At 67.0% G+C, this 24,293-nt stretch carries 26 protein-coding genes; 8 read left to right on the forward strand and 18 right to left on the reverse strand.

Features of this window, described 5'->3' with window-relative positions:
• Nucleotides 1–30: 30 nt before the first annotated feature.
• Nucleotides 31–951 carry a haloalkane dehalogenase gene (locus ACFXHA_RS01845; protein WP_379352115.1) on the reverse strand — a complete coding sequence of 307 codons (921 nt, stop codon included), beginning with the start codon at nt 949–951 and terminating at the stop codon, nt 31–33.
• Nucleotides 952–1,004: 53 nt separating this feature from the next.
• Between ACFXHA_RS01845 and ACFXHA_RS01850 the strand changes: the two genes are divergently transcribed.
• Nucleotides 1,005–1,577, forward strand: coding sequence for a TetR/AcrR family transcriptional regulator (locus ACFXHA_RS01850; RefSeq protein ID WP_379352116.1), 573 nt, complete (start codon nt 1,005–1,007; stop codon nt 1,575–1,577).
• A gap of 6 nt (nt 1,578–1,583) precedes the next feature.
• The gene (locus ACFXHA_RS01855) at nt 1,584–1,952 is read left to right on the forward strand and encodes a DUF1330 domain-containing protein (RefSeq protein ID WP_379352117.1); all 369 of its coding nucleotides are present in this window, start codon (nt 1,584–1,586) and stop codon (nt 1,950–1,952) included.
• A 253-nt stretch (nt 1,953–2,205) separates the two neighbouring features.
• Here ACFXHA_RS01855 and ACFXHA_RS01860 read toward each other — a convergent pair whose 3' ends face one another.
• The 5 genes from ACFXHA_RS01860 to ACFXHA_RS01880 are packed head-to-tail and all read right to left on the reverse strand — an operon-like array spanning nt 2,206 to nt 6,813.
• Nucleotides 2,206–2,772, reverse strand: coding sequence for a YbhB/YbcL family Raf kinase inhibitor-like protein (locus ACFXHA_RS01860; protein WP_379352118.1), 567 nt, complete (start codon nt 2,770–2,772; stop codon nt 2,206–2,208).
• Complete coding sequence (locus tag ACFXHA_RS01865; RefSeq protein WP_379352119.1) at nt 2,769–3,263, reverse strand: 3-isopropylmalate dehydratase; 495 nt, start codon at nt 3,261–3,263, stop codon at nt 2,769–2,771. Before ACFXHA_RS01865 ends, ACFXHA_RS01860 begins: the two co-directional genes overlap by 4 nt.
• The gene (locus tag ACFXHA_RS01870) at nt 3,260–4,507 is read right to left on the reverse strand and encodes an aconitase/3-isopropylmalate dehydratase large subunit family protein (RefSeq protein ID WP_379352120.1); all 1,248 of its coding nucleotides are present in this window, start codon (nt 4,505–4,507) and stop codon (nt 3,260–3,262) included. Before ACFXHA_RS01870 ends, ACFXHA_RS01865 begins: the two co-directional genes overlap by 4 nt.
• Before the next feature lie 3 nt (nt 4,508–4,510).
• Nucleotides 4,511–5,383, reverse strand: coding sequence for an oxaloacetate decarboxylase (locus ACFXHA_RS01875; protein WP_379352121.1), 873 nt, complete (start codon nt 5,381–5,383; stop codon nt 4,511–4,513).
• Nucleotides 5,380–6,813 carry an MmgE/PrpD family protein gene (locus ACFXHA_RS01880; RefSeq protein ID WP_379352122.1) on the reverse strand — a complete coding sequence of 478 codons (1,434 nt, stop codon included), beginning with the start codon at nt 6,811–6,813 and terminating at the stop codon, nt 5,380–5,382. Before ACFXHA_RS01880 ends, ACFXHA_RS01875 begins: the two co-directional genes overlap by 4 nt.
• A gap of 101 nt (nt 6,814–6,914) precedes the next feature.
• Here ACFXHA_RS01880 and ACFXHA_RS01885 point away from each other — a divergent pair, with 101 nt between their 5' ends.
• On the forward strand, nt 6,915–7,943 hold the full coding sequence (locus ACFXHA_RS01885; protein ID WP_379352123.1) for an Lrp/AsnC family transcriptional regulator: 1,029 nt from the start codon (nt 6,915–6,917) through the stop codon (nt 7,941–7,943).
• On the opposite strand, the gene ACFXHA_RS01890 is transcribed toward ACFXHA_RS01885, so the two are convergent.
• The 4 genes from ACFXHA_RS01890 to ACFXHA_RS01905 form a co-directional block, all read right to left on the reverse strand.
• Nucleotides 7,936–8,715, reverse strand: coding sequence for an SMP-30/gluconolactonase/LRE family protein (locus ACFXHA_RS01890; RefSeq protein WP_379352124.1), 780 nt, complete (start codon nt 8,713–8,715; stop codon nt 7,936–7,938). The two genes, ACFXHA_RS01885 and ACFXHA_RS01890, sit on opposite strands and share 8 nt — an antisense overlap.
• A 273-nt stretch (nt 8,716–8,988) precedes the next feature.
• Nucleotides 8,989–9,792, reverse strand: coding sequence for a helix-turn-helix transcriptional regulator (locus ACFXHA_RS01895; RefSeq protein ID WP_379352125.1), 804 nt, complete (start codon nt 9,790–9,792; stop codon nt 8,989–8,991).
• A 616-nt stretch (nt 9,793–10,408) separates the two neighbouring features.
• On the reverse strand, nt 10,409–10,612 hold the full coding sequence (locus tag ACFXHA_RS01900) for a hypothetical protein (protein WP_379352126.1): 204 nt from the start codon (nt 10,610–10,612) through the stop codon (nt 10,409–10,411).
• Nucleotides 10,609–11,097 carry an LURP-one-related/scramblase family protein gene (locus ACFXHA_RS01905; protein WP_379352127.1) on the reverse strand — a complete coding sequence of 163 codons (489 nt, stop codon included), beginning with the start codon at nt 11,095–11,097 and terminating at the stop codon, nt 10,609–10,611. Before ACFXHA_RS01905 ends, ACFXHA_RS01900 begins: the two co-directional genes overlap by 4 nt.
• Nucleotides 11,098–11,224: 127 nt before the next feature.
• Between ACFXHA_RS01905 and ACFXHA_RS01910 the strand changes: the two genes are divergently transcribed.
• A complete protein-coding gene (locus ACFXHA_RS01910) occupies nt 11,225–12,508 on the forward strand; it encodes an ABC1 kinase family protein (protein ID WP_379353407.1) in 1,284 nt (427 codons plus the stop codon).
• Here ACFXHA_RS01910 and ACFXHA_RS01915 read toward each other — a convergent pair.
• The 4 genes from ACFXHA_RS01915 to ACFXHA_RS01930 form a co-directional block, all read right to left on the reverse strand.
• Entirely contained in the window at nt 12,470–13,780 is a 1,311-nt protein-coding gene (locus ACFXHA_RS01915; RefSeq protein WP_379352128.1) for an MFS transporter, read from the reverse strand. The genes ACFXHA_RS01910 and ACFXHA_RS01915 overlap by 39 nt on opposite strands.
• Nucleotides 13,781–14,070: 290 nt before the next feature.
• Complete coding sequence (locus ACFXHA_RS01920) at nt 14,071–17,652, reverse strand: DUF6301 family protein (protein WP_379352129.1); 3,582 nt, start codon at nt 17,650–17,652, stop codon at nt 14,071–14,073.
• 58 nt (nt 17,653–17,710) lie between these two features.
• Complete coding sequence (locus ACFXHA_RS01925) at nt 17,711–17,920, reverse strand: hypothetical protein (RefSeq protein ID WP_379352130.1); 210 nt, start codon at nt 17,918–17,920, stop codon at nt 17,711–17,713.
• Entirely contained in the window at nt 17,917–18,681 is a 765-nt protein-coding gene (locus ACFXHA_RS01930; protein WP_379352131.1) for a COG4280 domain-containing protein, read from the reverse strand. Before ACFXHA_RS01930 ends, ACFXHA_RS01925 begins: the two co-directional genes overlap by 4 nt.
• 216 nt (nt 18,682–18,897) lie before the next feature.
• Here ACFXHA_RS01930 and ACFXHA_RS01935 point away from each other — a divergent pair, with 216 nt between their 5' ends.
• Together ACFXHA_RS01935 and ACFXHA_RS01940 are read left to right on the forward strand one after the other, a co-directional pair.
• Entirely contained in the window at nt 18,898–19,488 is a 591-nt protein-coding gene (locus ACFXHA_RS01935; RefSeq protein WP_379352132.1) for a TetR/AcrR family transcriptional regulator, read from the forward strand.
• Nucleotides 19,489–19,504: 16 nt separating this feature from the next.
• Nucleotides 19,505–19,825: an antibiotic biosynthesis monooxygenase family protein gene (locus ACFXHA_RS01940; protein WP_379352133.1), complete on the forward strand. Its 321-nt coding sequence runs from the start codon at nt 19,505–19,507 to the stop codon at nt 19,823–19,825.
• 18 nt (nt 19,826–19,843) lie between these two features.
• Here ACFXHA_RS01940 and ACFXHA_RS01945 read toward each other — a convergent pair whose 3' ends face one another.
• From ACFXHA_RS01945 to ACFXHA_RS01960, 4 genes are all read right to left on the reverse strand, one after another.
• The gene (locus ACFXHA_RS01945; RefSeq protein ID WP_379352134.1) at nt 19,844–20,227 is read right to left on the reverse strand and encodes a hypothetical protein; all 384 of its coding nucleotides are present in this window, start codon (nt 20,225–20,227) and stop codon (nt 19,844–19,846) included.
• 126 nt (nt 20,228–20,353) lie between these two features.
• The gene (locus tag ACFXHA_RS01950; protein WP_379352135.1) at nt 20,354–20,833 is read right to left on the reverse strand and encodes a hypothetical protein; all 480 of its coding nucleotides are present in this window, start codon (nt 20,831–20,833) and stop codon (nt 20,354–20,356) included.
• A gap of 87 nt (nt 20,834–20,920) precedes the next feature.
• Nucleotides 20,921–21,967 (reverse strand): fatty acid desaturase family protein, encoded by a 1,047-nt coding sequence (locus tag ACFXHA_RS01955; RefSeq protein ID WP_379352136.1) that lies wholly within the window; start codon nt 21,965–21,967, stop codon nt 20,921–20,923.
• Nucleotides 21,968–22,088: 121 nt separating this feature from the next.
• Nucleotides 22,089–22,949, reverse strand: a complete 861-nt coding sequence (locus ACFXHA_RS01960; RefSeq protein WP_379352137.1) for a phosphotransferase family protein — start codon at nt 22,947–22,949, stop codon at nt 22,089–22,091.
• 280 nt (nt 22,950–23,229) lie between these two features.
• On the opposite strand from ACFXHA_RS01960, the gene ACFXHA_RS01965 reads away from it, so the two are divergent.
• Both ACFXHA_RS01965 and ACFXHA_RS01970 read left to right on the forward strand, forming a co-directional pair.
• Nucleotides 23,230–23,709, forward strand: a complete 480-nt coding sequence (locus tag ACFXHA_RS01965) for a PPOX class F420-dependent oxidoreductase (RefSeq protein WP_379352138.1) — start codon at nt 23,230–23,232, stop codon at nt 23,707–23,709.
• A gap of 106 nt (nt 23,710–23,815) precedes the next feature.
• Nucleotides 23,816–24,208 (forward strand): hypothetical protein, encoded by a 393-nt coding sequence (locus ACFXHA_RS01970; protein ID WP_379352139.1) that lies wholly within the window; start codon nt 23,816–23,818, stop codon nt 24,206–24,208.
• The last annotated feature ends 85 nt before the right edge of the window (nt 24,209–24,293 follow it).

A 24,293-nucleotide genomic window follows, 5' to 3' on the forward strand; every position in this document is an offset into this window, starting at 1 on the left:
AGTGGTCCGCCTTTCGGTCGGGAGTGAAAGCTAATGCGCCGGAGTGGCGTCGATGAGGTCGTTGACGACGGCGGCGAGGCCGGGCCCGTCGTCCTCCTGCAGGAAATGGCCCGCACCCTCGATCACCGGATGCTCGCGGCCCTTCGCACCGGGGATCTCGCGCTGCAGGATCTTCTCGCCGCCCGCGGTGATCGGGTCGCCGTCGGAGAACGCGGTCACGAACGGCTTGTCGAACTCTCGAAGCCGCTGCCAGGCCGCGCGATTGGCGGCGGCCGCCGGATCCTCGGGCGAGGTCGGCACGAGCAGTGGGAACGAACGCGCGCCCGCCTTATAGGTGTCGTCCGGGAACGGGGCGTCGTAGGCGGCCCGCACCTCGGGGGAAAACGAGGTGCGGCAGCCCCCTTCGACGATCGAACCGATCGGGAACACCGGCGACTCCTGCGAGAACCGCTGCCAGGCCGCGAAGGCGTCGGTGAGTGCGGCATCGCCGGTGGGCAGCCCGGTGTTGGCGGCGACCACCCGCGCGAACCGGTCCGGGTGTTCGGCGACCAGGCGCAGGCCGAGCAGGCCACCCCAGTCCTGGCAGACCAGGGTGATCCCGGTCAGGTCCAGGTGGTCGAACAGGGCCGTGCGCAGCCATTCGACGTGGCGGGCATAGGTGTAGTCGGCGCGCTCGGCGGGTTTGTCGCTGCGTCCGAATCCGATGAGGTCGGGGACGATGCAACGGCGGCCCGCCGCGGTCAGCACCGGAATCATGGTGCGATACAGGTAGCTCCAGGACGGTTCGCCGTGCAGCAGCAGGACGACCTCGCCGTCGGGCGGGCCCTCGTCGAGATAGTGCATCCGCAGGGCGGTGACGTCGTCCGCGGCGGTGACGTGGACGTAGTTCGGTTCGAAGGGAAAACCGGGCAGGTTCGAGAAGCGTTCCTCGGGTGTCCGCAACACGTGCATGCTGCGACCGTAGAGTTTTTGCATCTTCCATGCAACTTGTTAGAGTGAATGCGATGGACGGACGCACCGCTCGGGCGGCACGAAACCGTCAGGCGGTGCTCGACGCCGCACTGACGCTCATGGAAGAAGGCATCCTGCAGCCGACCGCGCAGGCGGTGGCCGAACGCGCGGGGGTGGCGACCAGATCGGTCTTCCACCACTTCTCCGATCTGGAATCGCTGTATCTCGATGCCGCGCAGACCCAGATCGAACGACACTGGCTGCCGCTGCTGCGGCCGGTCAGCGGCGAGCTCGAGGAACGTATCACCGGTCTGCTCGAACTCAGAGCCGAACTCTACGAACGCATCTCGGGCACGCGGCGGGCCGCGCAGCTGCGCGAACACGAATCCAAGGTGCTCGCCGAGCGATTGGCCCAGAGCCGCGCAGCCCTGCGCGCCCACCTGCGCGAGAACCTGCCCGAACTCGAATTCCTCGACCCCTCTGCCCGCGAAGCAGCGCAGGCGGCCGGTTCCTGGGAAACCTGGGAGGTGTTGCGCCGCCACCAGGGCCTGGGCATTCCCGCCGCGCGCACCGCCGTCGCCGCCACCCTCACCGCACTACTCGCAACACGGCACGATCGAAAGTAGGCCCCCATGGCCGTTGTTCCCAACCCCGACCAGTTCGCCCGCTTCGCCGCGGCCACCGACACCGGACCGGTCGTCATGCTCAACCTCATCAAGTTCAGCGACCGCGCAGAGTACGAGACCTACGGCGGCCGCGTCCTTCAGATGGTGCACGAGCAGAAGGGCAGGCTGCTCTGGCACGGCGAGTCCCGCCAGACCCTGATCGGCGAGGCGGACTGGGACTATGTCGCCCTGGTCGAATACCCCGACCGTCAAGCCTTTCTGAGCATGGTGACCGCACCCGAATATCAGCGCATCCACGCCCATCGGGAAGCAGGCATCGAGCACACCGTGCTACTCGCCTGCGATGCCCTCACCCCGCCGGCGACCGGCGAGTAAGGCTGTCCGTCCACGCCTTCCGGCGCTCCTGCGGTATGGAGGTCACCACGGCCACCGGCCAGGGTGACATGCGGACGGTGAAGACAACCGGATTGCCCTGCTCGGTCTGTCCGGACTCTCGCGACCGTCGCGGAAACGGCCGACAAAGACTCAGAATTACGGTTTTCATCTCGGTCCTCCCTGTCCACCAAGGGAATCCAGAGCCATGCTGCGGAATTCGTGAATATTCCGCTCGATTTTACGCCGCGATAGTTCAGGATCGTTCATAGATACCGGTGAGTTTTCCTCGGGCGAGCACGTGCCCGGTGATCGCGGCGAGGGTGGTGGGAACGGTTGCGGTGGTGGTCGATCCGCTGGGGCGGTCGACGGCCAGGAGTTGGAAGACGTAGTGGTGGGTGCCGTGTCCCGGCACCGGGCGCGGACCGGCGTAGCCACGGCGGCGGAAGCTCCCGAGGCCCGCGGTCAGGCCCGCCGCCAGGGTGCCCGCATCGAGTGCGCCCTCCGGCAAACCGGTACTGCCCGGATCGATTCCGGTGAACAGGCCGTGCACGACCGGTCGCCGCAACGGCGCGTCGGGATCCTCGATGATCAATATCAGTTCGACGGCCTCGCGCGGGATGCCCGACCAGTGCAGTGGCGGGGAGATGTCCTCACCCACGCCCGCTCCCGCGTGTCGGCGGGGGATGGCCGCACCGTCGCCGAAGGCGGGGCTGGTGATACTCATTGTCTCGGGGGCGTCGCGGACCGATGCGTGAAACCATGCGGTGGAACCCATTCCGGCGCGCACCGGGCGCAGCAGGCGGCCGATCGCGGCGGTCACGGCAGGAATCCCTGGGCGGCCAGGCGCGGGAGGATGCCGCCGCTGGTGATGATCTCCAGGAGCAAGGCGGGTAGCGGGCGGGTCGTGGCGGACTCGCCGGTGGTGTCGTTGCGGTATGCGCCGGTGGCCAGGTCGAAGGTGCCGGTGTGACCGTCCTGGAACAGGGCGGTGACGCCGGGCGCGGTGAGCGCGGGTAGTCCCGCGTTCACGGCGTTGCGGAAGAACAGCGAGTTGAAGCTGTCCGCGATCAGCGCGGCGACACCGAGCCGCTGGAACAGCGCGGCGACCGGGCGGGAGGATCCGACACCGAAATTCGTTCCGGCAAGGACGATATCGCCGGGTTCGACGAGGTCGGTCCAGCCTGGGCGGAGTTGGTAGAAGATGTGGCGGGCCGCCTCGGGGAGGTCGAGTTTCATGGCGTAGGCGGGGTACATGGCGTCGGTGTCGACGGAATCGCCGAAGACCCAGACGCGGCCGGTGGTGGTGGTCATGCGGTCACGCTCCGGGGATCGGTGATGTAGCCGGTGACGGCGGAGGCGGCGACGGTGGCCGGAGAGGCCATGTAGATGTCGGCCTCGGTGCTGCCCATACGGCCGGTGAAGTTGCGGGTGCTCGAGGTCAGGCAGACCTCGCCGGGGCCGACCACGCCCATGTGGTAGCCGAAGCAGGCGCCGCAGGTCGAATTGGTCACCACCCCACCGGCATCGGCGATGTCCTGCAGGTAGCCCAGCCGCATGGCGTCGCGGTAGACCTGCTGGGAGGCGGGAGTGACCAGCAGCCGGACACCGGGGGCGACGGTCCGGCCGCGCAGGATGTCCGCCGCGATGCGCAGGTCTTCGAGCTGGCCGTTGGCGCAGGAACCGATGAAGGCTTGGTCGATGCGTCGGGGTTCGCTCTGGGAGACGGGGATCCCGTTGCGGCTCACTGTGCCGGGCCGTGCCACATAGGGTTCCAGACCGGACAGGTCGAGGGTGCGGACCTCGGCGTAGTCGGCGTCCGGATCGGCGTCGGCGGGTACGAAATCGGTGACCCCGCGGTCTGCGAGGAACTCGCGCAGCATCTCGTCGACGCCGAAAGTGGCGAAGTCGGCGGAGATTTCGGCGGCCTGGGTGGCGATCGTGCGGCGATCGTTGAGCGGGACCGTCGCCAGGCCGGGGCCGCCGAACTCGAGGTTCTGGTTGGTGGCGTCGCCGTATCGGTCGGCTAGGTAAAGGAATACGTCCTTGCCGCTGATCCCGGCGGGCAGTGTCCCGGTGAGTTCGTAGCGCACGGTCGGTGCGACCTCGAACCAGGTTTCGCCGGTGCACAGGATGGAATACAGCTCGGCCGGTCCGAGTCCGCGCGCGGCGGTGTTGTACGCGCCGCCCGCGCAGGTGTGCGAGTCGGTGCAGGCCAGCACCTCGCCGGGGCGGGCGAGCCCGTTCTCGGCGATGACCTGGTGGCAGATGCCGTGGCGGCCGACATCGAAGAACTTCTCGATGCCGAAGTCGGCCACGAACTTTCGCGCCTTCGGGCCGCCCGCGGCGTCCTTGAGCGAAGGCGCGGGCACGGCGTGGTCCATCACGACCGCGACCTTGCGCGGGTCGTGGATGCGGCGGGGCTGCTGCCACAGGGTGGCGAACTGCAGGTCGATCAGGACGCACAGGTCGACCTCGACGGTGACGATGTCGCCGGGCCGGACCCGCGGCACACCCGCCTTGCGGGCCAGCAGGTTCTCGATCATGGTCATGCCCATGGGTCAGGCTCCTTCGCGGTAGCGTTCGCCCAGCTCCGACCATTCGGCCAGGCCGACCAGGTTGAAGAATTCGGCGGGGTGGGTGGGTAGCAGCGAGCCGGGATCGCGGCCGGCGAGGGCGGCCAGACCGGTCAGCATGGCGTAGGCGGCGGCACCCAGGGGGAGGGACGGGTGGATCGCGATCGAATAACCCAATTCGTGCAGGCGCGTGGATGATTCGAGTGGGGTGAGGCCGCCGATCACCTGATTGATGAGCAGGGGAGCGGTGACCTCCCGGGCGATCCGCTCGATCTCGGCGGTGCCCTGCGGCGCTTCGACGAAGATCACGTCCGCGCCCGCCGCCGCGTAGGTATTGGCGCGCTCGATGGCGGCGTCGAGACCCAGCGGGCCGCGGGCATCGGTGCGGGCGATGACGAGCAGGTCCGGATCCCGGCGGGCCTCCAGGGCGGCCGTGAGGGTGGTGACGAACTCGTCGGCGGTGACCAGCTCCTTGTCGGGCAGGTGGCCGCACTTCTTCGGGAAAGCCTGATCCTCGAGTTGGATCGCGGCGACACCGGCGGCCTCGTATTCCCGCACGGTACGAACGACATTCAGTGCGGTGCCGTAACCGGTGTCGGCGTCGGCGATGAGCGGAATGTCGCCGAGCACACCCACCAGCATGCGGGCACGCTCGACCATTTCGGTCTGGGTCACCAGGCCGATATCGGGGAGGCCGAAACCGCTGGCGGCCACGCCCGCGCCCGTCAGGTAGGCGGCGGTGAAGTCCAGCCGGCGGACCAGGGAGGCTGAGAGGCCGTCGAATACACCTGGGGCGACGATGATTTCGGATGAGTCGGCCAGGGAGGCGCGGAGCCGGGCACGTGGTGCGGTGGTCATCGGGTGGACTCCTGATGGTCGAGAGCGCCTGCGACCGGTGCGGCGAGCAGATCGGTCAGCTCGCGGAGGTCGGTGAGGGTGTCGAGGCTCAGCACCGCCTGCTGGATGGCGTCGAGCCGATCCGGTGCGATCAACGGGCCGACGAGGGAGCGGAACTTGGCGACGAGTTCGGCATCGGTGACCGGGTCGGCGGGACCGCCGTGGGGTTGGACGATGCGCTGTTCAAGCAGCGTGCCATCGGTCAGGATGATGGCGAGTTCGGTGGCGAAACGGTCCTGGACCGGGCCGTTCTGGATGTTCTCGTCGAGTTTCACCTCGACCTTGCCGAGCAGCTCCCACACATCGTCGGCGTCGAGCCGATCGGGGGTGAACTGGGGTGGCAGCACCTGTCCGTCCAGCAGCGCGACCGCCGCGGCGTAGCCGAGGTTCATCTGCGCACCGATGGCCGTCAACGGGCGTTGCGGCTCCCACCAGCCGTGGTGGTAGACGGTGTGGCCGACGCGAATCTCGATGTGCGCGATCGACTTCGGGTCGATGTGGTGGCGGTCCCGCAGTTCGAGCGCGGCCTGGATGGTGCCGTGCAGACCGCCTTGGGCCGCATACGATTTCACCATGATCAGCTCGGTGTGCCAGCCCTCGCCGAGTCCGGCGATCACCTGGGCGGGGTCGGGATCGTGGCCTTCGCCGAAGACCGACAGGTAGCCGCCGTACGGCCGGTCGAAGACCTGCTTGATCCCGGTGTACCCGGCGGCCGCGAGTCCGGCGGCGTAGTAGCCGTTGCGGGCGGCGAAGCCGTGCTGCATGCGTTTGGACATGGCCTCGTACTGGGCGGCCATCAGTCCGGCGGACTGGGTGCCGGCCATGCCGAGGGCGTCCTCGAGCGCGGCGGCGTCCAGTGCCCGCAGTTTGCCCGCAACCATTGCGGCGGTGTGGGTTCCGAACACGGGTCCGCTGTGCCAGCCGCGGGAGAGCATCTCCGCGCCGTGCAGGGCCAATCCGACGCGTGGGCCGACCTCGAACCCGGCGATTGCAGCTGTCAGGGCTGCCGCACCGGAGATCCCGTCTTGCTGCTGGGCGGTTGCCAGTAGTACCGGCACGATCAGCGAGGTGCTGTGCAGCGGGGCCAGCGGGTGGAAATCGTCGAGCTCGAATCCTTGAATGAAGGTGCTGTTCAGCAAGACCGCCGCAGGAGCGCTGGTGGTGGCACCGGTGCCGATGACCGTCGCGCGGCCGTCACCTTCCAGGTCCAGGACCGCCGAGGCAGCCACCCGCGACCAGGGCAACTGCGCGCCCACCAGACCGCAGGCCACACCGTCGAGCAGCAGGTGCTTGGCGCGCGTGCGGACTCGATCGGGGATCTGGTCCAGCGTCAACTGCTCGACCCACCGCGCCAGCGGCACCGTGACGCCTGACGTTGTCGTTTCGCTCATGTCCTCAGTGAACGGCAGACCGTCCCGCCGACCCGGAAATTGCGGCAGAGTTGGATAATGGAAGAGAACTCTGCAGGGAATCAACAGAACGGGCGTCTGCGATGAGTGAAATATCGGCACTCGACGAAGTCGATCTCATGCTGCTCGATGCCTTGCATGCCAATCCCCGGGGCAGTTTCGAACGGCTCGGCCCGGCGCTCGGCATCTCGGCCGCGACCGCGGCTCGCCGCTGGCAGCGGCTCTCGGAGTCGGGGCGGGCCTGGGTCTCCTCGGTGCCCGGCCCGCAGGTGGCCCTGGTCGGCGCGGTGTGCGAGGTGCGGGCGCAGCCGGGGCAGGCCGTGCGCGTCGCCTCGGGTCTCGCCGACCTTCCACAGGTCATCAGCGTCTACGGCACCGATGGCGACTTCGACCTGCATACCCTCGTGCTGTGCGACGGTCCGGCCGCGCTCGGCACGCTCTTACTCGAAACCCTGCCCGCCGTACCGGGAATCGCGCGCGTCCGCTCGACGGTGGCGCTGCAATGGTTCAGCGGAATTCACTGGCGGCTCGGCGCGATCGACAGCGACCAGCAGCGCTCCATCAGCGAAGACAGTGGCTCCGAACCCCGAAAACCGGTGCGTCACCGCACCTTCGAGCCCGCTGACCGAGCCTTGTTCCTCGCCCTCCAGCACGACGGCCGCGCCCGCTACCGTGATCTCGCCCGCGATCTCGGCACCACCGACCACCTGGTCCGCCGTCACCTCGACACCCTCATCCGCCGCGGCATGCTCGCCTTCCGCACCGATTTCACCCGTGGCGCGGGCGGCTGGCCCACCGAATACGTGCTGTGGCTCTCGGTCCCGCACCGCGACTTATCCACCGCCGGAACCGAAATCGCCTCCTGGCCCGAAACCCGCATCTGCCTCTCGACCGTCGGCCGCGCCAACCTCATGCTCATGGCCCAGGTCCACCGCCCCGCCGACCTGACCAACGTCCTCGACCGCGTCATCACCGCCCTGCCCGACGCCGATGTCCTGGACCAGCGCCTGGTCTTGCGCCCCTTCAAATCCTGGGGCCGGCTCCTCGACGCGACCGGCCACGCCACCGGCGTCGTACCGGTGAACCCTTGGGCCGCGGCGACCCTCAGCTGATCAGGTGGACTCGCAGGATGTCGCCGCTGCCGGTGCTGACGGTGAGGTCGCGCTCGGAGTCGGGGGTGGACACGACCGCCGCGAAAGGGCCGCCGGACAGGACGGTGCAGGTGTCGTGGCTTTCGGGGTCGACGCGCACCAGATTGCCTGCGGTGGTGGCGACGTAGAGGAGGCCGTCTGCGCCTGCGGCGAGGTCGTCGGACAGGTTGAGGTCCGCGGCGACGGTTCGCTGGGCGGGAGTGTCGATCGGGATGCGCAGGATTTGGCCGCGGCTGCTCAGGTAGAGGGTGGTGTAGATCGAGTCGCCCGCGACGGCTATACCGTTGAGTCCGAACATCTTTGCCTGTGCGGACCAGTCGGTGTCGATGGTGGCGTCGGGGCGCACGCGGACGACACCGGAGCCGGTGTCGGCGATGTAGAGGTTGCCTGCGGTGTCGAAGGCAGCGCCGTTGGGCATGCTCAGGCCACTGACGAAGGTCTGGGGGACCGGCGCGGTGGCGGTGGGGTCGAAGCGGACGACGCCGCTGTCGTGGGTGCCGGGGAGCAGGTTCATCGAGTTGTCGCCGTAGACGACGTAGAGCTGATGGTCGGGGCCGAGGCGGATCGCGCCGGGGGAGGTGACCGGGACCGTCGCGGTGACACGGCCCGCAGTGTCGTAGCGCTGCACCACGTTTCGGTAGAGGCGCGATACCCACAGGTTGCCCTGGGCGTCGTAGCCGAGGTTCTCGGCCCAGTCGTAGAACGCGACAGCCGCGGCGGCGAGGGTGGTCACGGTGGCGGATCCACACGTCGAGGGTTCGGCGTGTGCCGGTGCGGCGACGCCCACGGTCGTCAATGCCAGGACAGCGGCGCACGATGAGGTGAATCCGCGTCGCCGAAAGCGGTTGCGGGGGTTTGATACGACCGTGGGCCACGGATCCGGCACGAGTTCTCCTGCATGAGGTGAGGGTTGCCGCGAGCATGCTCGCGGCGGGCTCATGCATGGTAGGTACGGCGGTGCGCGGTGTGCCTGGGTGTGTTGCACCCAGGCAGGGATCGCTGCCGCTCAGCTGTCGGGTGGGGTACCGAGCCGTAGCAGTGCCTCGACGGTGGGACCGGGCTCGGGCTGGTAGAGCATCAGACGTTGGCCCGAGGCACCGCGCACATCGAAGGATTGGTAAGTCAACCGCAACGGTCCCACATCCGGATGGACGAATTCACGCGGCTCCGCGGTCGCGACGCACAGCGTGTAGGAATGCCACAATTCCGCGAATTCGCCACTGGCCGTGGTGAGTTCCTCGATGATGCGCCGCAGTCCCGGATCCTCCGGATACAGCGTGCTCGCCTGCCGGAAACCCGCGACCATCGCCTGGCTGGTCCAGGTCCAGTCGACGCAGAAGTCACGGCTGATCGGTTCGAGGAAGGTCATCCGCGCAAGATTGTCGATGCGCGGGTACGGCGAGAAGAACGCGTCGGCCATAGCATTGGTGGCGAGCATGTCCATGGCCGGATTCATCACGAAGGCCGGTGCTGCCGAATAGGTCTCCAGCATCTGCCGCAACACCGGACTCACCGTCTCCACCGGTAGCCCGGTCGAGGCCACACCCGCCAACCTGAAGAGATGTTCGCGCAGCGCCTCATCGAGCAGCAATGCCCGGCTCAGCGCGGCGAGCATCTGCGGGGACGGATTCCGCTCCCGCCCCTGCTCGAGGCGCGTGTAGTAGTCGGTGTTCATTCCGGCCGACTCGGCGACTTCCTCACGACGCAGTCCTGCCACCCGCCGGCGACCGAACGCGGCCAACCCGACGTCCGCGGGCCGCAGTCCGGCCCGACGCGCGCGCAGAAACTCGCCGAGTTGGTTGTCAGTCACCCGCCCAGGCTAGGCGGCCTCCCGAACCAGTGTTCAGGTCGACTGACCTCGGCGCGTTGGAAGTCGTGAACCGGGTCTCCGTGGCGCCATCGCGCGCGGTCGACGAGTCTCGAATCGGCTTGCGGATAGCGTATGGCGCTGGGCGTCGCCGTCCGCGGGACTGCACTGCGGGTGACGGCATCTCCGCGAAGGAGGGTTTGCTGCCAGGTTCCGCAGTCGTCGATCCGGAATCCGATCCCGTATCGACAACGCGCACAAGCGACATTGGGCCCGCCCGAGGCGACTATGCCTTGGCAACCGAGATCGTCATCCGGATCGATGAGCAACATCGTGTTGCGGGTATCGCCAGGATTCAGGACGTACTGCACACCCTCCGGCCCTCGATAGCGCCGGTCCCAACGGCCGAAATCGATGGGTGGATAGGTGTGGATCGCGAAGGTGCCCGCATCCATCCGGGCCGGTAGAAATCCGTTGAACTGATGCTGTGGCAGTTCCGGCAGTTCGTCGTCACCCCGCCACGGGAGTTCGTGAAGCGGGACGGTCACCGACTCGCGGCACGCCCCGCACTCGAAGATCCACACCGTTCCACCATCGGCCGACGTCCCCGACAGCGCAACTACGGGCTGGGCTGGGGCAGGTCGCAGCTGTGCACCTTCGGATTGAGGCCGGTGTAGTTCAGCGGTCCGGCGACGACCGTGACTGCGATGGTCGCGAAATCGGCGCACTCCTGGGTGACGTGGGTCAGGTATCCGCGCTGTCCGGACGCTACCGCGCCGATGATCAACCAGGCGAACATCAGCAGCGAAATCAGCCGCATCATCGCTCCTTTCGTTCGTCGACGACCAGTTCATCGATGCAGACGACGACCGCCATGGCCAGCGGAACGTCGGGGTGATAGATCTCCACACCATAGGTATCGCGAATCCGGAACCATTTGCGCGACGTCGAGGCGACCACCCCCTGCGGACCCTCCAGCGTGTAGTTCTTCTCGATCAGATCACCCCGCGCGATCCACTGCTCGCCCCCGGCCAACCGGATCGTGAAGCTGTGCCGAATCGGGCTGAACATCTTCTTTCGCACCGTAGCCACCTGCGCCCCACCGGATTTGATCACCATGGTGTCACGCAGGGCGAAGAACTTCTTCCGGGCAACCGCGTAAACCTCCCCCCGCGCCCCTTTCAACTCGAAGGCCTGCCGAAACGCCAACACCTTGCCGTCCACCAGAAAGGCCCGATTCCCTGCCTCGTCCTTCACCCAGTAGTCATCGCCGAAACTCAGCACCCGATGCCGCATCACAAATCGCACCAGCCCAGTCTGCCCGAGGTCTGGATACAGGTTCCTTGACGGAGGGTAGGAGTCGGCTGAGACTGATTGGGTGGTGGGGATACGACGGCTCGGCGTCAAGCGGACCGCGAAATTGGCGGCGCTTCCGATGGGGATCATGACCAAACGTGTTGCGGCGCTGGGGAAGCGGCTCGTGACCGGGGCCGAGCGGGGGGAGCTCGATGAACGGTTGATCGCCGAGGCCGCGGAGCAGGTTTTCGCGGTGCTGGGGGAGCTCAAGGGCGGCGCGATGAAGATCGGGCAGGCGTTGAGTGTGATGGAGGTGGCGGTGCCGCCGCAGTTCGCGGACCGGTATCGGGAGGCGCTGGTGCGGTTGCAGGAGCAGGCGCCGCCGATGCCCGTCGAATCGGTGCATCGGGTGCTGGATCAGCAGCTCGGGACGCGATGGCCGGAGCGGTTCAAGGAATTCGACGAGACGCCGGTGGCGGCCGCCAGCATCGGGCAGGTGCATCGTGCGGTGTGGGCGGATGGGCGGGCCGTCGCGGTCAAGGTGCAATATCCGGGCGCGGACGAGGCGTTGCGGGCGGATCTGAAGCTGGGGAAGCTGTTCGCGCGGGCGTTTTCGGCGATGGCTCCCGGAATCGATGCCAAGCCGCTCATCCAGGAGTTCATCGATCGGATGGACGATGAACTCGACTACCGGCAGGAGGCGCGGTATCAGCGGATCTTCGCACGGGCGCTGGGACCGCACGATCCGAAGTTCTTCGCACCCAGCGTGGTTGCGTCCGCACCGAAGGTGCTGGTCACCGAATGGATGACGGGACGCTCGCTGGCGGCGATCATCACCGACGGTTCGCGAGCCGAGCGGGATCGCGCCGGACAGTTGTTCGCGGAGTTCCTGCTGTCCTCGCCGCGGCGCATCGGGTATCTGCATGCCGACCCGCATCCGGGCAATTTCCGCCTGCTGCCCGACAACCGTTTGGGCATCGTCGATTTCGGTGCGGTGACCCCGACACCGGACGGCCTCCCCGCGGTCGGTTCGCTGATCCGCTGTGTCCTGGACGACGACTACGACGGCTTGACCGCGAGCGCCATCGAGGTGGGCTTCGTCAAACCGGGTGCCCGGCTCGAAATGGAGCCCCTGCGACGCGAATTCGGTCCGCTCGCCGACCTGGGACGCACGGAACGGTTCCGCTTCACCCGGGATCTGGTCCAGGGCCAGGTCACTCGCTCGACCGATATGGGCAACTTCTCGGTGAGCAATCTGTTCGCCTTCACGCTCCCGCCCGACCGCCCGGACCTGTTCGTCCTGGGCCGGGTCTTCGGCGGAATGATCGGCGTCTGCACCCAACTCGAAGCCGAGGGGCCTTTCTACTCCCTGCTCGAACAGTGGCTACCGGGCTTCGCCGGCGATGAGGCGAGTTCCGCCTAGTTCGCGCAGGCGCAGGCCCGCGATACGAGCGAGGATGAGACCGATGACCACCGCGGCGATCATCGATATCGCACCGCCTGCGGCGAATCCGAGGCGTGCACCATAGGTGTCGGTGATCCAGCCGACGAGCGGCGCGCCGACCGGAGTACCGCCGGTGAAGACCATCATGTACAGCGCCATGACCCGACCCCGCATCGCCGGGTCGGTGGCCATCTGAATCGAGGAGTTCGCGGTCACGTTCACGGTCAGGCCGAACATGCCGATCGGGACCAGCAGAAACGCGAACAGCCACAAGGACGGAGTCATCGCGGCCACCACCTCGAGGAAACCGAAGACCACCGCCGCGGCGACCAGCACGCGCAACCGCGAGGTGCCCCGGCGGGCCGCCAGCAGGGCACCGGCCAGCGAACCGACCGCCATCAGGGTGTTGAGCAGGCCGTATGTCTGTGCACCGGAATGAAATACGGTGCCGGTGAAGGCGGTCAGCCAGATCGCGAAGTTGAAGCCGAAGGTGCCGATGAAGCCGACCAGCACGATCGGCCAGATCAGGTCGGGACGGCCCGCGACGTAGCGCAATCCCTCACGCAACTGCCCCTTGCCGCGCGGCGTGGGTTCCACCGCACGCAATTCGGTTGTCCGCATGAGCAATAGCGCGGCGATCGGAGCCAGGAACGACAGTCCGTTGAAGACGAACGCGTAGCCGCTGCCGACCGCACCGATCAGCACACCCGCGACGGCGGGGCCGACGAGCCGGGCGGATTGGAAGTTGGCGGAGTTGAGGCTGACCGCGTTCGACAGCTGGTCGGGACCCACCATTTCGGAGACGAAGGTCTGGCGGGCCGGGTTGTCGACGACGGTGACCAGCCCCAGGACGAAGGCGGTCGCGTAGACGTGCCAGACGTGCACCTGACCGGTGAGAGTGAGCACGCCGAGCGCGAGACCGGTTGCGCCCATGGCGGATTGGGTGAATATCAGCAGCGGCCGTTTGGGCAGCCGGTCGACGAGCACGCCGCCGTAGAGCCCGAACAACAGCATGGGCAGGAATTGCAGGGCGGTCGTAATGCCGACCGCCGCCGCGGATCCGGTGAGGCTCAGCACCAGCCAGTCCTGCGCGATCCGCTGCATCCAGGTGCCGGTATTGGAGATCACCTGCCCGGTGAAGAAGAGGCGGTAGTTGCGGATGCGCAGCGAACCGAAGGTGCTGTGTGGGGGAGTGTCGCCGGGAGTGTGTCGAAGATCGGAACGGGGCGGGGCTACAACTCCCGGGCTCACAGATTTGCCTCCTCAGGTACGGCGGGTCCACAGGTGTGCGGGTTTCGCTCCCTGAACCGCAACCGCCCAGAGGGGGGTGAAATCAGCCGGCGCCGCCGGTGCACGGCGGGCGAGTGGCTTCGCGAACGCGCGATTCGCGCGACTGGAGGGCAGACCTACGACGTCATCGGCGCGGCCGAGAAGCCCAACACGTTTCCTACGCTAATCAATTTGCTGCGCAGATGCCACCTATTTACGGGTGGGATCCGCCATAGCGACAGCCCGGGTCGATAGCGCTCACGCACGATCGGTCAGGACAGGATTGCCATGACCCCGCCGATCGATACGAGCGTGTACAGGGTGACCGCGCCCATCGCCAGCCAGCCGATGGTGCGGGAGGCGTCGTCGGTCTTGGCGCGGAGCCAGCGGGGCAGGCTGATGAAGCCGAGGGTGGCCACCACCGCGGTACCGATCGCGCCGGCGGGGCCCCACCACGCGCTGGGATTGAGCCACAATTGCAGGCCGACCGCCAACGCGGCGGCTACCGAAGCGATCACGGGCATCCACCGGAACCGGTGCATCACCGCCACCACGGTCAGCATCGCGGCCAGCGCGCCCGTCACACCGACAGTCGGCCCGAAGGCCGCATGGTTCTTGATCGTCCACATGATCGCGGCGGTGCCGCCCAGCAGCGAGACCCCGAAGATCGCGGCGAACCGCGCCCGGCCCAGCAGCGCCTCGCCGAAATAGCCTACGACGCTGCCGAACACGATCGTGATCAGCAGATACCTCGGACTGCCGGTGATGAAACCGCCGGTCAACACCCGCCACACCTGCCCGTCGACGACCGATCTGCGCGTCAGCATCAGATCCGCGTACACGCGCGAGTGCTGCGGTGTCGGAGAGAGGCTGCGGGCTTGCCACGCGGTGACCACATAGGCCAGCACGCACAACGCCATCAGACCCAAGGTCGCGAATGGGATGGCGCTCGCGCCGGACCGGGTCGGCAGGCCGATTCGCGCGCGCACCGCCGAGGCGTAGGTGCGCAGGCCGAACGGATCGAATCCGCTTGGTGTCTCGTCGGATTCCGTGGACGCGTCTTCGAGCAGTCGCAGTGCCCGATGCGGGTAGCGGGCGGTCGCGGCGGTCAGCGCGCCTGCCGCTTCCTCGTTGTCGCGCATGTCAAGCAGTACCTCGTACGCGCTGTCCGTCGGGATCCACGCGAGAATCTCTGCGGCGCCGCGCATGTCATACAACCCGGAGGCGGCCTCGGACAGCCACTCCGACACCGCGTCGAGGCACTCGGGGCCGAGGTTCACCAGCATGCTGTACAACTGGGCGATCTCCACCAGCGACGAATCGCCGACGGCCGCGCGGAACCGCGCGTACTGATCGGGTCGCGTCACGGACGTGGCCAGCATCGACACCGAGTGGCTGTAGCGTTCCAGCCCCTCCAGAGCCAGATCGGCGTCCACCCAGTCCTGGCGCTCGGGCATCAGGTAGGAGGTCGCGAGCCGGGCCCACACGGTGTCGAGGCGCGCACGAACTCCCGCGAGATGCGCGGCGGCCTGCCGGTACGCGGGTTCGGGCGCCATCGCGAGGTGCGCACGGATGTGGGGGATGATCGGATCGTATTGGGCTGGGCCACAAGCGGTTCGTCCCAGGGCGGTCAGCGAACCGTGCGGAAAGCTGGACTCCACGTTCAAGCCGCGAGCGAGTACCACGGTCTCGGCGGCGAAGGCGAGGCCGTAGCAGGCCAGCCAGCTGTCGACGAAGCGCGGCAGGATGTCTCGTGCCACATGGTCCGTGTGCGGGAAGGACGCGCGGCAGCACTCCCAGTAGTCCTCGGCCACCAGGACCCAGATGGCGGCCGCGCCGAGCGGGGAGGGGGTTCGCGTCGGTGCGTCGAGGTAGGCGGCGGCCGCGTCGGCGATGGCCACCAACCCGTTTTCGCGGGTTTCGGTCAGCATTGCGGTCAGCCGGGAGCGACAGAAGTCGAGGATGCCGATCAGCGCCTCGGTGGCCCGGGGATCGACGGGCGGCGGCGGGGCACCGGCACGGCCTCGGAAGGCTTCCGCGCCGCTGCGCCACTGGGGCGCAACCACCCAGCGGTCCTCGTCGGGGACGGCCGTCGTGCCGCCGCGGATGGCGTTCTCGGCGATGGTCGTGAGGCGGCGCAGGAGGTCCCTGTCGTCGTCGGGCGACCATTCCCATTCGCCGTGCGTGCGTTGCGAAGCACCGGACCGGGCCGGACGAGCGACCGGCTGGACGTCCTCGGCGTCCCAGCCGTCATCCGGCTCGTCATCATCCGAATCGTCGTCCTCCCAATCGATCTCGTCTTGACCGATCCCGAATCGAACATCGTTCAACCGCTGCGGCGGCTGTGTCGCTTCGGCTTTCACCTCCAGATCGCCGGGCGACTTCGCGGGACTGTCACGGAGGGCGGCGATCGTCATCCCGGCGATCTTGCGGCCCGCCTCGGCGCCCGCCGGATACATGCGCTGCTCCCATTGCCCACCCCGCATCAGCTCCAGCATGCCTCCGGTCGGCGAGAACCAGCCGCGGGCAAGCCCGTCCGGTGCGCCCACCTGCTTGATGGCCCAGGCGACTTCGGTGCCGTACGGGGCCAGTACCGGCAGATCGGCGGCGAGGGAGGTGAAGATCCGCTCCAGGTTCCAGCCGAGTTCATCCCAGTCCTGGGCGTTCGGCTCGGAGTAGTGCATCGACCCGCCCAGCGCGGCGGTCAGGTCGGTATCGGGCTGCAGCTCCCAGAGGTGGCCGGCCCAATCTTCGCCGTACTCACCGTATTCCTGATTGCGCCCCTCCTCCCATTCGGCGGCATGGGTCGGCCGGACGGTCAGCGTGATATCGGCGGAACCGCCCTGTTCGCGGGTCAGTTCGACGGTGGTGTCGGTGTAGCGCCATTTCGCGAACGCGTCGGGCCCGCCGACCAGGTGGGGTGTGCCGAGCAGTCGCACGCATTCCCGCAGGGCCACCCGATACGCGCCGTCCGCGGCTTCCGCGGGCAGGTACTGCACCAGGTGCACGGAATCGTGTTCGCCGTAGTCGTAGCGCTGCTGGTATTCGGCGGTCAGACCGGCCAGCAGAACCAAGTGCGGCGGGCCGTCGGCGTGGACCCCATAGGCGTCCGTTTCGGCGGCCCAGCCCAGATCACGGCAGAGCTGCAGGATTTCGCGTCGTGACCACGAGCCGGTGCCGGGTTGGCCGAACTCCCGGCGTTTCTGCGGGCGCGGCTGTGCTTCGGGTCCTGACCCGGGAACCCGGCGCGGCCCGAAGCCGCGTCCGAAATCGGCGGCCAGCACGATCTGGATGCGATCGGCGAATTCCATACCGGCCCTTGCTCTTTCGCTCAGGTCGGCCCACCGGTCGTCGTCGCTGCCGCGTGCGACCGCTTGGCGATGCCGAACCGGATTGATCAGGCGCAGATCCACCGAGTCGTCACGGGACAGTTGGAGCACCAGGTAGGGCAGTACCCAGGTCACGCTCGGCACGAAAAGCGTTCCGTCGTAACGATCGGCGGGCTCCCCATAAATCGATCGGAATCGATCGACGAATTCTTCGAAAATCTCCGGCGGCACGGGACCGTGCCGCTGCGGTCGCTCATCGGTCGCCTGCACCCACACCAAATCCAGGGCGCCCTCGGCATTTACCGCGAAAGTAGCTTCCGGATCAGAGACGCGCAGCCCGGTCCGGTAAGTCAGATAGACCTCCCCTGATTCCGAACCCCGCGGGTCCGATCCCTGCGGCACACTCCAACCGACTTGCCACGCAAAGCGACCCGCGTCCTGCGCGGTCCACGTCCACTCGAACCCCGCTGCGGCCCGCGCAATCTCCAGCGCGCCCGCAACGTCCACCCCGAATTCCTTACTCACGCGAAGCAGATTACTGGCCATCGCCGATTCCGCACGGCGGGGGAACAACGCCGATATTTCAGCGGCCGTTGCCGCTGTTGATCGCTCGCCGGAGGGAGATACCGAAGACGACTGCGACTGCTATCGGCAGCAGCCACCAGGCGTTGATGCCGAGGTGGACGAGGATGGCGGTGGCGAGCAGTCCGGCCACTACACCGAGTGCCGAGAACCAATCGTCGCCGACGATGAAGTCGTACCAGAACGCCAGGAATGCTCGCAGCGCTGTCATGAGGCTGCCTCTGCCTGCCGCGGCGACCGGGCGCGAATTCGCTTCAGTACGAGGGTTGCCGCGATCGCGGCCGCGGCGATGGTGGGGACCAGCGCCAAGAGTGCGGCGTCCGTATGGGGCCAGACGACTCCGGCGCCCTCACCGGACCAGAAGATGCCGAACGCGGTCAGCATTACTCCGACCGTGAACTTCATCGTGTTCTCCGGGACGCGAGCCAGCGGCGCACGCATGGCGACCCCGAGCAGGGCGACGGCTGCCACCGCGGCCGCGGCACCCAGCACGGCGAGTGGAATGTCATGTTGATTCGCACCGAAGGTGACGACGATGAAGACGACTTCGAGGCCCTCGAGGAAGACGCCCTTGAACGACAGGGTGAATCCGTACCAATCATCGACGATGCCGCGTCCGCCACTCGAAGCCTTTGCGGCCGCATCGATTTGGCGCTGGAAGGACGCCGTCTCGTCATGCAGCGCCCGATAGCCGGAGCCGCGCAGCACCGCCTTACGCAGCCACTGCAGCCCGAACACCAGCAGCAGCGCCCCGACCACCAACCGCAACGATGTCAAAGGAATGACCCGAACAGCCGGTCCGAGCACCGCAACCACCACGGCGAGCACCACCAGCGCAGCGGCAAGCCCCTGCATCGCCGACCGCCACCCCCGCGTCGTTGCGGCAGCCAACACAATGGTCAACGCCTCGACCGCCTCCACGGCACACGCCAAGAACACCGTGAGCGCAAGCGCGAATCCGCCGCCGCTCATCGCGCTTCTCCCAGAACGGGTCTCGTAGTCGATGCGAGATTCGTGAGTCCTCCCAAGCCATCGAAGCCCGGCTCCCCGGCCTCCCCACACAATAGATCTCGATCGCACAGCCCACACCTCGACCGCCACCCGAGAACGTCATAGGGACACTGTGTCGCCAACTGTGCTAGTTTGGCGACACAGTGTCCCTCTGATTCGAAGGTGGGCGGACCCGCGATGCCGAGGATCGATGCGCCGACGGTTGCCGAGCACCGAGCAAATCAGGAGCGGGCGTTGCTGGATGCCGCACGCGTATTACTGCTCGAGGGCGGTAAGGCTGCGGTGACCCCGGCGGCAGTCGGGGCGGTCGCCGGGCTGGCGCGCAGCAGCGTGTACAAGTACTTCCGTTCGGGGGACGAGGTTTTGGCGCGCGTCGTGGCCGACGATTTCGCGGAGTGGGGAGCACGGGTACGCGAGGCGGTCGATCGCCATGACACGGCGGACGGCCGCGTCATGGCCTATGTACGCGTCACGCTCGAGCTCGCGGCGGCCGGTGCGCATCGGGTCGCGGTTCTCGGCGGTGGGATGCCGGGCGATCCTGCCGCGCGGGCGGTACTGGCCCGGCATCACCATGACCTCACCGCTCCGCTGCGAACTGCGCTGGCGGACAGGGGAGACCCGGATCCGGGGCTGACCGCCGACCTGGTCGACGGCGCGCTCGGGCGAGCCATCGACCGGATCGACGCCGGCGAGCCGGTCGCGGACGTGACCCGCGTGACCACCGAATTCCTTTGCCGGGCACTGCGAATCACCGCAGCCGGGCACTGATCTATCAGGAGAAACCATGTTCGTCGTGATCAATGAGCTGTTCGTCGCCGACGAGAACCGCACCGTCTTCGAAGTGAACTTCGCGGCCAGCATGAGGGGAACGCTGAAAGACGTCGACGGACTGTGCGGCGCACGCCTGCTGCAGCCCGCCGAACCCGACCACGGCTACCTCTCGATCCTCGAATTCACCGACGCGGGAGCATATTCCGCGTATCTCGAGTCCGAGGCATTCCGCGCCGCGCATCACTGGCCCGATCACGCACCCATCGACGGCAACCGGCTCAGCACCTATGAAGTGCTCACCGACATCGACCGCCGTTCGCAGCTCCCGGGATGACGATCGGCCCGCACGGCTTCAGCTGAGGTCCAGCGCGGTGACGGGGACGCCGTAGGGGAGGAAGCGGACGCGGCGGCGTTCGTCGGTGTTGTCGCTGTGCGCGCGCAATGCCTCGAGTTCGGTCGGGAAGACTTGCTCGACCCAGGCTGCGCCGGCGTCGTCGGTGCTGTAGATGACCCAGACGCCGCTGCCGGTCTCACCCGCGGTCGCGCCCTCCGATTTCGGTGTGCGGGTGCGTTCCGGCTGAACGAACTGGCCGAACAGCGACGCCAGCGTGCCCACGTTCGCACGATCGAGATACTCACCGGCCTTGCCGATCAGATCGCGGAATTCGATTCCCGCTTCCCGCAGTGCACGCTCGAATTCTTCCGGATCGATCCCGAAAGGGTTCTCGGCTGCCATCGCATCACTCCTGGAGATGTACTGGCCCCCTCCGCCTCAGTCTCCTCCTGTAACCGCTCCTCCGCCACGTTCGACGGAGGAGCAGGCCGCGCGCGTCAGCACTGTTGCGGGACACTGGAATTCGGTTCAGAGACCCAGTTGGCTCAGTAGCGGACCGATGACCGGGAGGGAATCCGCGCTGCCGGTGCCACCGCCGGTGGTCGGAGTGCAGCCGGCGGACGCCTGGTCGAGGACGGTGACGGTCTGCGGGCCGATGAAGCCGCCACCGCCGGGCTGCAGGCCGCGCCACCACAGGGTGTGGGTGCCGCTGGTGGTCGGGGTCCAGGAGACCGTGGCGTCCTGGCCGTGCTGGATGGACTGTTCGCTGCCGATCATGGTCGCGCTGTTCAGGCTGGGTCCGTCCAGGAAGTAGTAGGACGAGATACCGGTCTGAATATGGGCGGCGGACACCGTGAGTGTGTAGGTCTGGTTGACACACTGCACGGTGCCCGACAGTTGGATCCAGTTGTCGGCGGCGGCCGTCGCGGCCATCGATACCGTGGTCGCGGCGACGACCGCGAGACCGGCGGCGCAGGAACCCAGACGGGTCAGGCTGTGACGCTTCAAGTGCACTCCTCATTTCGGATGTTACTCACCAAATGCGTTGTTGCACTGTGCAGATCGGATCATCCGATGACCGTGTTACAACCTGTTTCAGTTCGCCCGGAGGGGTTCACCGACGTGATGCAGGTGTCGCAGCGCCTCGCGGTAGGAGGAGATCAGGCCGGTCTCGTAGTAGGCGACATCGATTTCGGCGCAGTAGGCGCGGACGAGCATCTGGGCGTGGCGCAGGTTGGGGGTCGGCATACTCGGGAACAAGTGGTGCTCGATTTGATAGTTCAGTCCGCCGAGGGCGAGGTCGGTCAGTGCGCCGCCGCGCACGTTGCGGGAGGTCAGCACCTGGCGGCGGAGGTAGTCGGGGCGGTCATCACCGGTCAGTGTCGGCATGCCCTTGTGGTTCGGGGCGAAAATGCAGCCCATATAGAGACCGAAGAGCGCTTGATGGACGGCTGCGAACGCGAGGGCCTTGTCGACAGGGAGAACCACCAACAGTGCTGCCGCATAGGCAGTTACGTGAACGAGAAGCAGCGCACCTTCCAAGCCGCGATGCTTCAGCGATCGCTTTCCGAGCGCACGGAATCCGGCGACGTGCAGGTTCAGACCTTCCAACAGCAGCAGGGGGAAGAACAGGAATGCCTGCGCCCGCCCGATGATTCGCGCCAAGCCACGACTGTTCCGCGCCTGCCGTTGCGACCAGACCAGAATGTCCGGTGCGACATCCGGATCGAGTTCCTCATGGTTCGGGTTTGCGTGATGGCGAGTGTGCTTGTCCTGCCACCACCCGTACGCCAAACCGATCCCCGCGTTACCCGCCACCCGGCCGACGATTTCCGTCGCCCGCCGCGTCCGAAACACCTGGCGGTGCGCCACATCATGCATGACGAGCGCGACCTGAGCGAACGTCACCGCCATCACCGCCGCCACCGCGAGCGTCCACCACGAGTCGCCGACAAGCACGAACGCAACCCACCCCGCCGCGAACGCGAATCCGACCAGCCCTAGGCGAATCACGTAGTAGCGGGGCCGCCGCTCCATCAGTCCCGCCTCGGATATCCGGCGCAACAGACGTGCGTAATCACCATCGCCACCGCGCCGCGAGGACGGTGGAGACGGCTCGGGAATCAAGGCAGAAGTCGTCATAGGATCTTTCCTGTGAGCAGAGTCGGCGATGCCACCGCCGCCCAGAATCCGATGCGGGGGATGACGATTCGACGCTATCGACAGGATTCTCGTTCGATGTAGTACCCGGGTACGGGGTGGACTAGGACTGTGGCATGAAAAAGTCCTCCACATCGGCGAGCCGCCGCCCGGCCGTGTCGCCGGCCACCACCCGACAGTCGCCGACGTCGTGCGGCGGGTCCGCGCTCAGAAACGCGACCAGAAACACTGCCTCGTACAGATCGACGATGCGGCGGCGCAGACCGGTGGTGGCGTCGGAAAAGCGAAGTAGCTCATCGACATAGAAGCGACAGTGCGGTGGAGTGTCGACGGTGACCGCGGCTGCGGTCAGGCCGAGATGGAACAGGGGGTCGCCGAACGCGACGCAGTCGAAATCCACTACGCCACAGAGCTCGCCGTCGCGGACCATGACGTTCTTGGTGGTCAGATCGTCCAGGAAACAGGTCGGCCGGACCTCGGTCAGGTAGCCGGACGCCAGCTCGATGGCCGCTGCCACGCGGCGATCCAAGGCGATGGCGTCGGTGGGCAACGGGTCGGCGTAGCGGTCGTGGTTTGGTCGGCGCACTATATCGAGCCAGTTTCGCTCGGCGCACTCCCCGATGCCCACGTAGCCGCAGCCTCCTCCGGTGGCCGGCAACGTGGCGGCGAGGCGCTGGAAGCCCACGATTGTCCGTGCCAAGGCGGTCATTTGGGACTTGGTCATCGTCGGGAGTTCGTGGCGCAGATCGCGTCCTTCGATGTGGCTCATCACCAGCAGCCCGCCCGGCACATGCCGCCGGGTGTCGTCATACGCCACTACGATCGGCACCGGAATGCCCAGCCCAGCCAGCGTCCGCAAGTTCCGTGCGGCGCTCGCGAGCACGGTCGGGTCGTCGTTGACCTTCACGACCAGCGTCGCGTCGCCCGCGATGACCCGATAGGTCCGGCTACTGGAGTACCCCATGTTCAACCGTTGCATCGAATCTATCGAGACGTCCAAGAGGTCCGAAAGCGCCTGCGATACACCATCATCCAAGCAGCCGACTGTGACAGTCACAGGTTCAGTATCAGCACCGGGGCAAACGATTTTTGGTCACGTCCGTCGAAGTTCGGCCGCCGTAATCCACAGCAACAGAACGGCTCTCATTGCCGAGTGGTACATTGTTGGGCGGATTTGTCCGATTTCGCCGCTGTATCGTGCCACTCGATTTCGAGTCGGAGTTCGGTGCCGGAGGGTGGTCGTCGTGGGGATCTTGGCTCGGGTCGGCAGTGGGATGAGCCGGGTGTATGACAGGCTGCGGGATCGGGAGGCGTTCTCGATCGGTGAATCGGGGGCGACGACAGGGGATTTCGAGGGGTTACGGGGGTATCGGCACGCGGTGTTGGTGACGTTTCGGCGCGGCGGTGAGGCGGTGCCTTCGCCGGTTTGGTTCGGGATCGACGGCGAGGGTGCCGCGTATGTCTTCACCGAGCGGAAGTCGGGGAAGGTCAAGCGGATTCGGAACGATTCGCGGGCGTTGATCGCACCATGCAATGCGCGGGGGAGGCCGCTCGGTCCGGCGGTGCGGGCTACCGCGCGGGTGCTGGACGAGTCCGAGTGGCCGCACGCGGAACAGGCCCGCAATTCGATATACCGACTGGTGCCTCGACTCTACGACCGGTTCTTCTTCGGCGGCGTACCGGAGGAGACGGTATACCTGGAAATCACCCCGCGCTCGTCCTGATCGCGAATTCTCGCCGAACAGCTTGCAGCCCTGAGTATTCTGGAACTTTGGCGACCGGATCCGGGACGCCCGGACGGTCGCTCACGTCGATCGGAAGGGGCTGTCGATGCCCGCCCTGCCCTGGTCCGCCGGACTCTACCAACCCCCTGACGGAACTCAGCTGCATGTACTGACCACCAACCTGCCGCTGACCCGCTACCGAGACATCCTCCGATTCCTGCGCTGGACCATCAAGATCCGCACCCAACTGAAATCCACCCCGGGCTGTGCCGGCTACACCATGGACGCACAACCATTCAGCAAAACGTTCTGGACCCTGTCCGCCTGGTCCGACAAGGAAGCCATGGAGGTCTTCGTCCACACCGGCACCCACGCCGCCATGCTGAAAGACATGGCCGGCCGCCTCGGCAACCCCCACTTCGCCGACTCCACAGCAACTCCCGCCGACCTCCCACTGTCCTGGTCCGAGGCCCACGCTCGCATAAAACGCGAGTCCTGACCTTTCGTTAGACCGGCTGCAGGCCATCAAGTGTGACGACAACCGTCGCAATAAGACCGACCGGTCGGACAGTTAGGCTAGATTG

It is taken from the genome of Nocardia sp. NPDC059240, from assembly GCF_042753865.1.
Taxonomy (GTDB): domain Bacteria; phylum Actinomycetota; class Actinomycetes; order Mycobacteriales; family Mycobacteriaceae; genus Nocardia.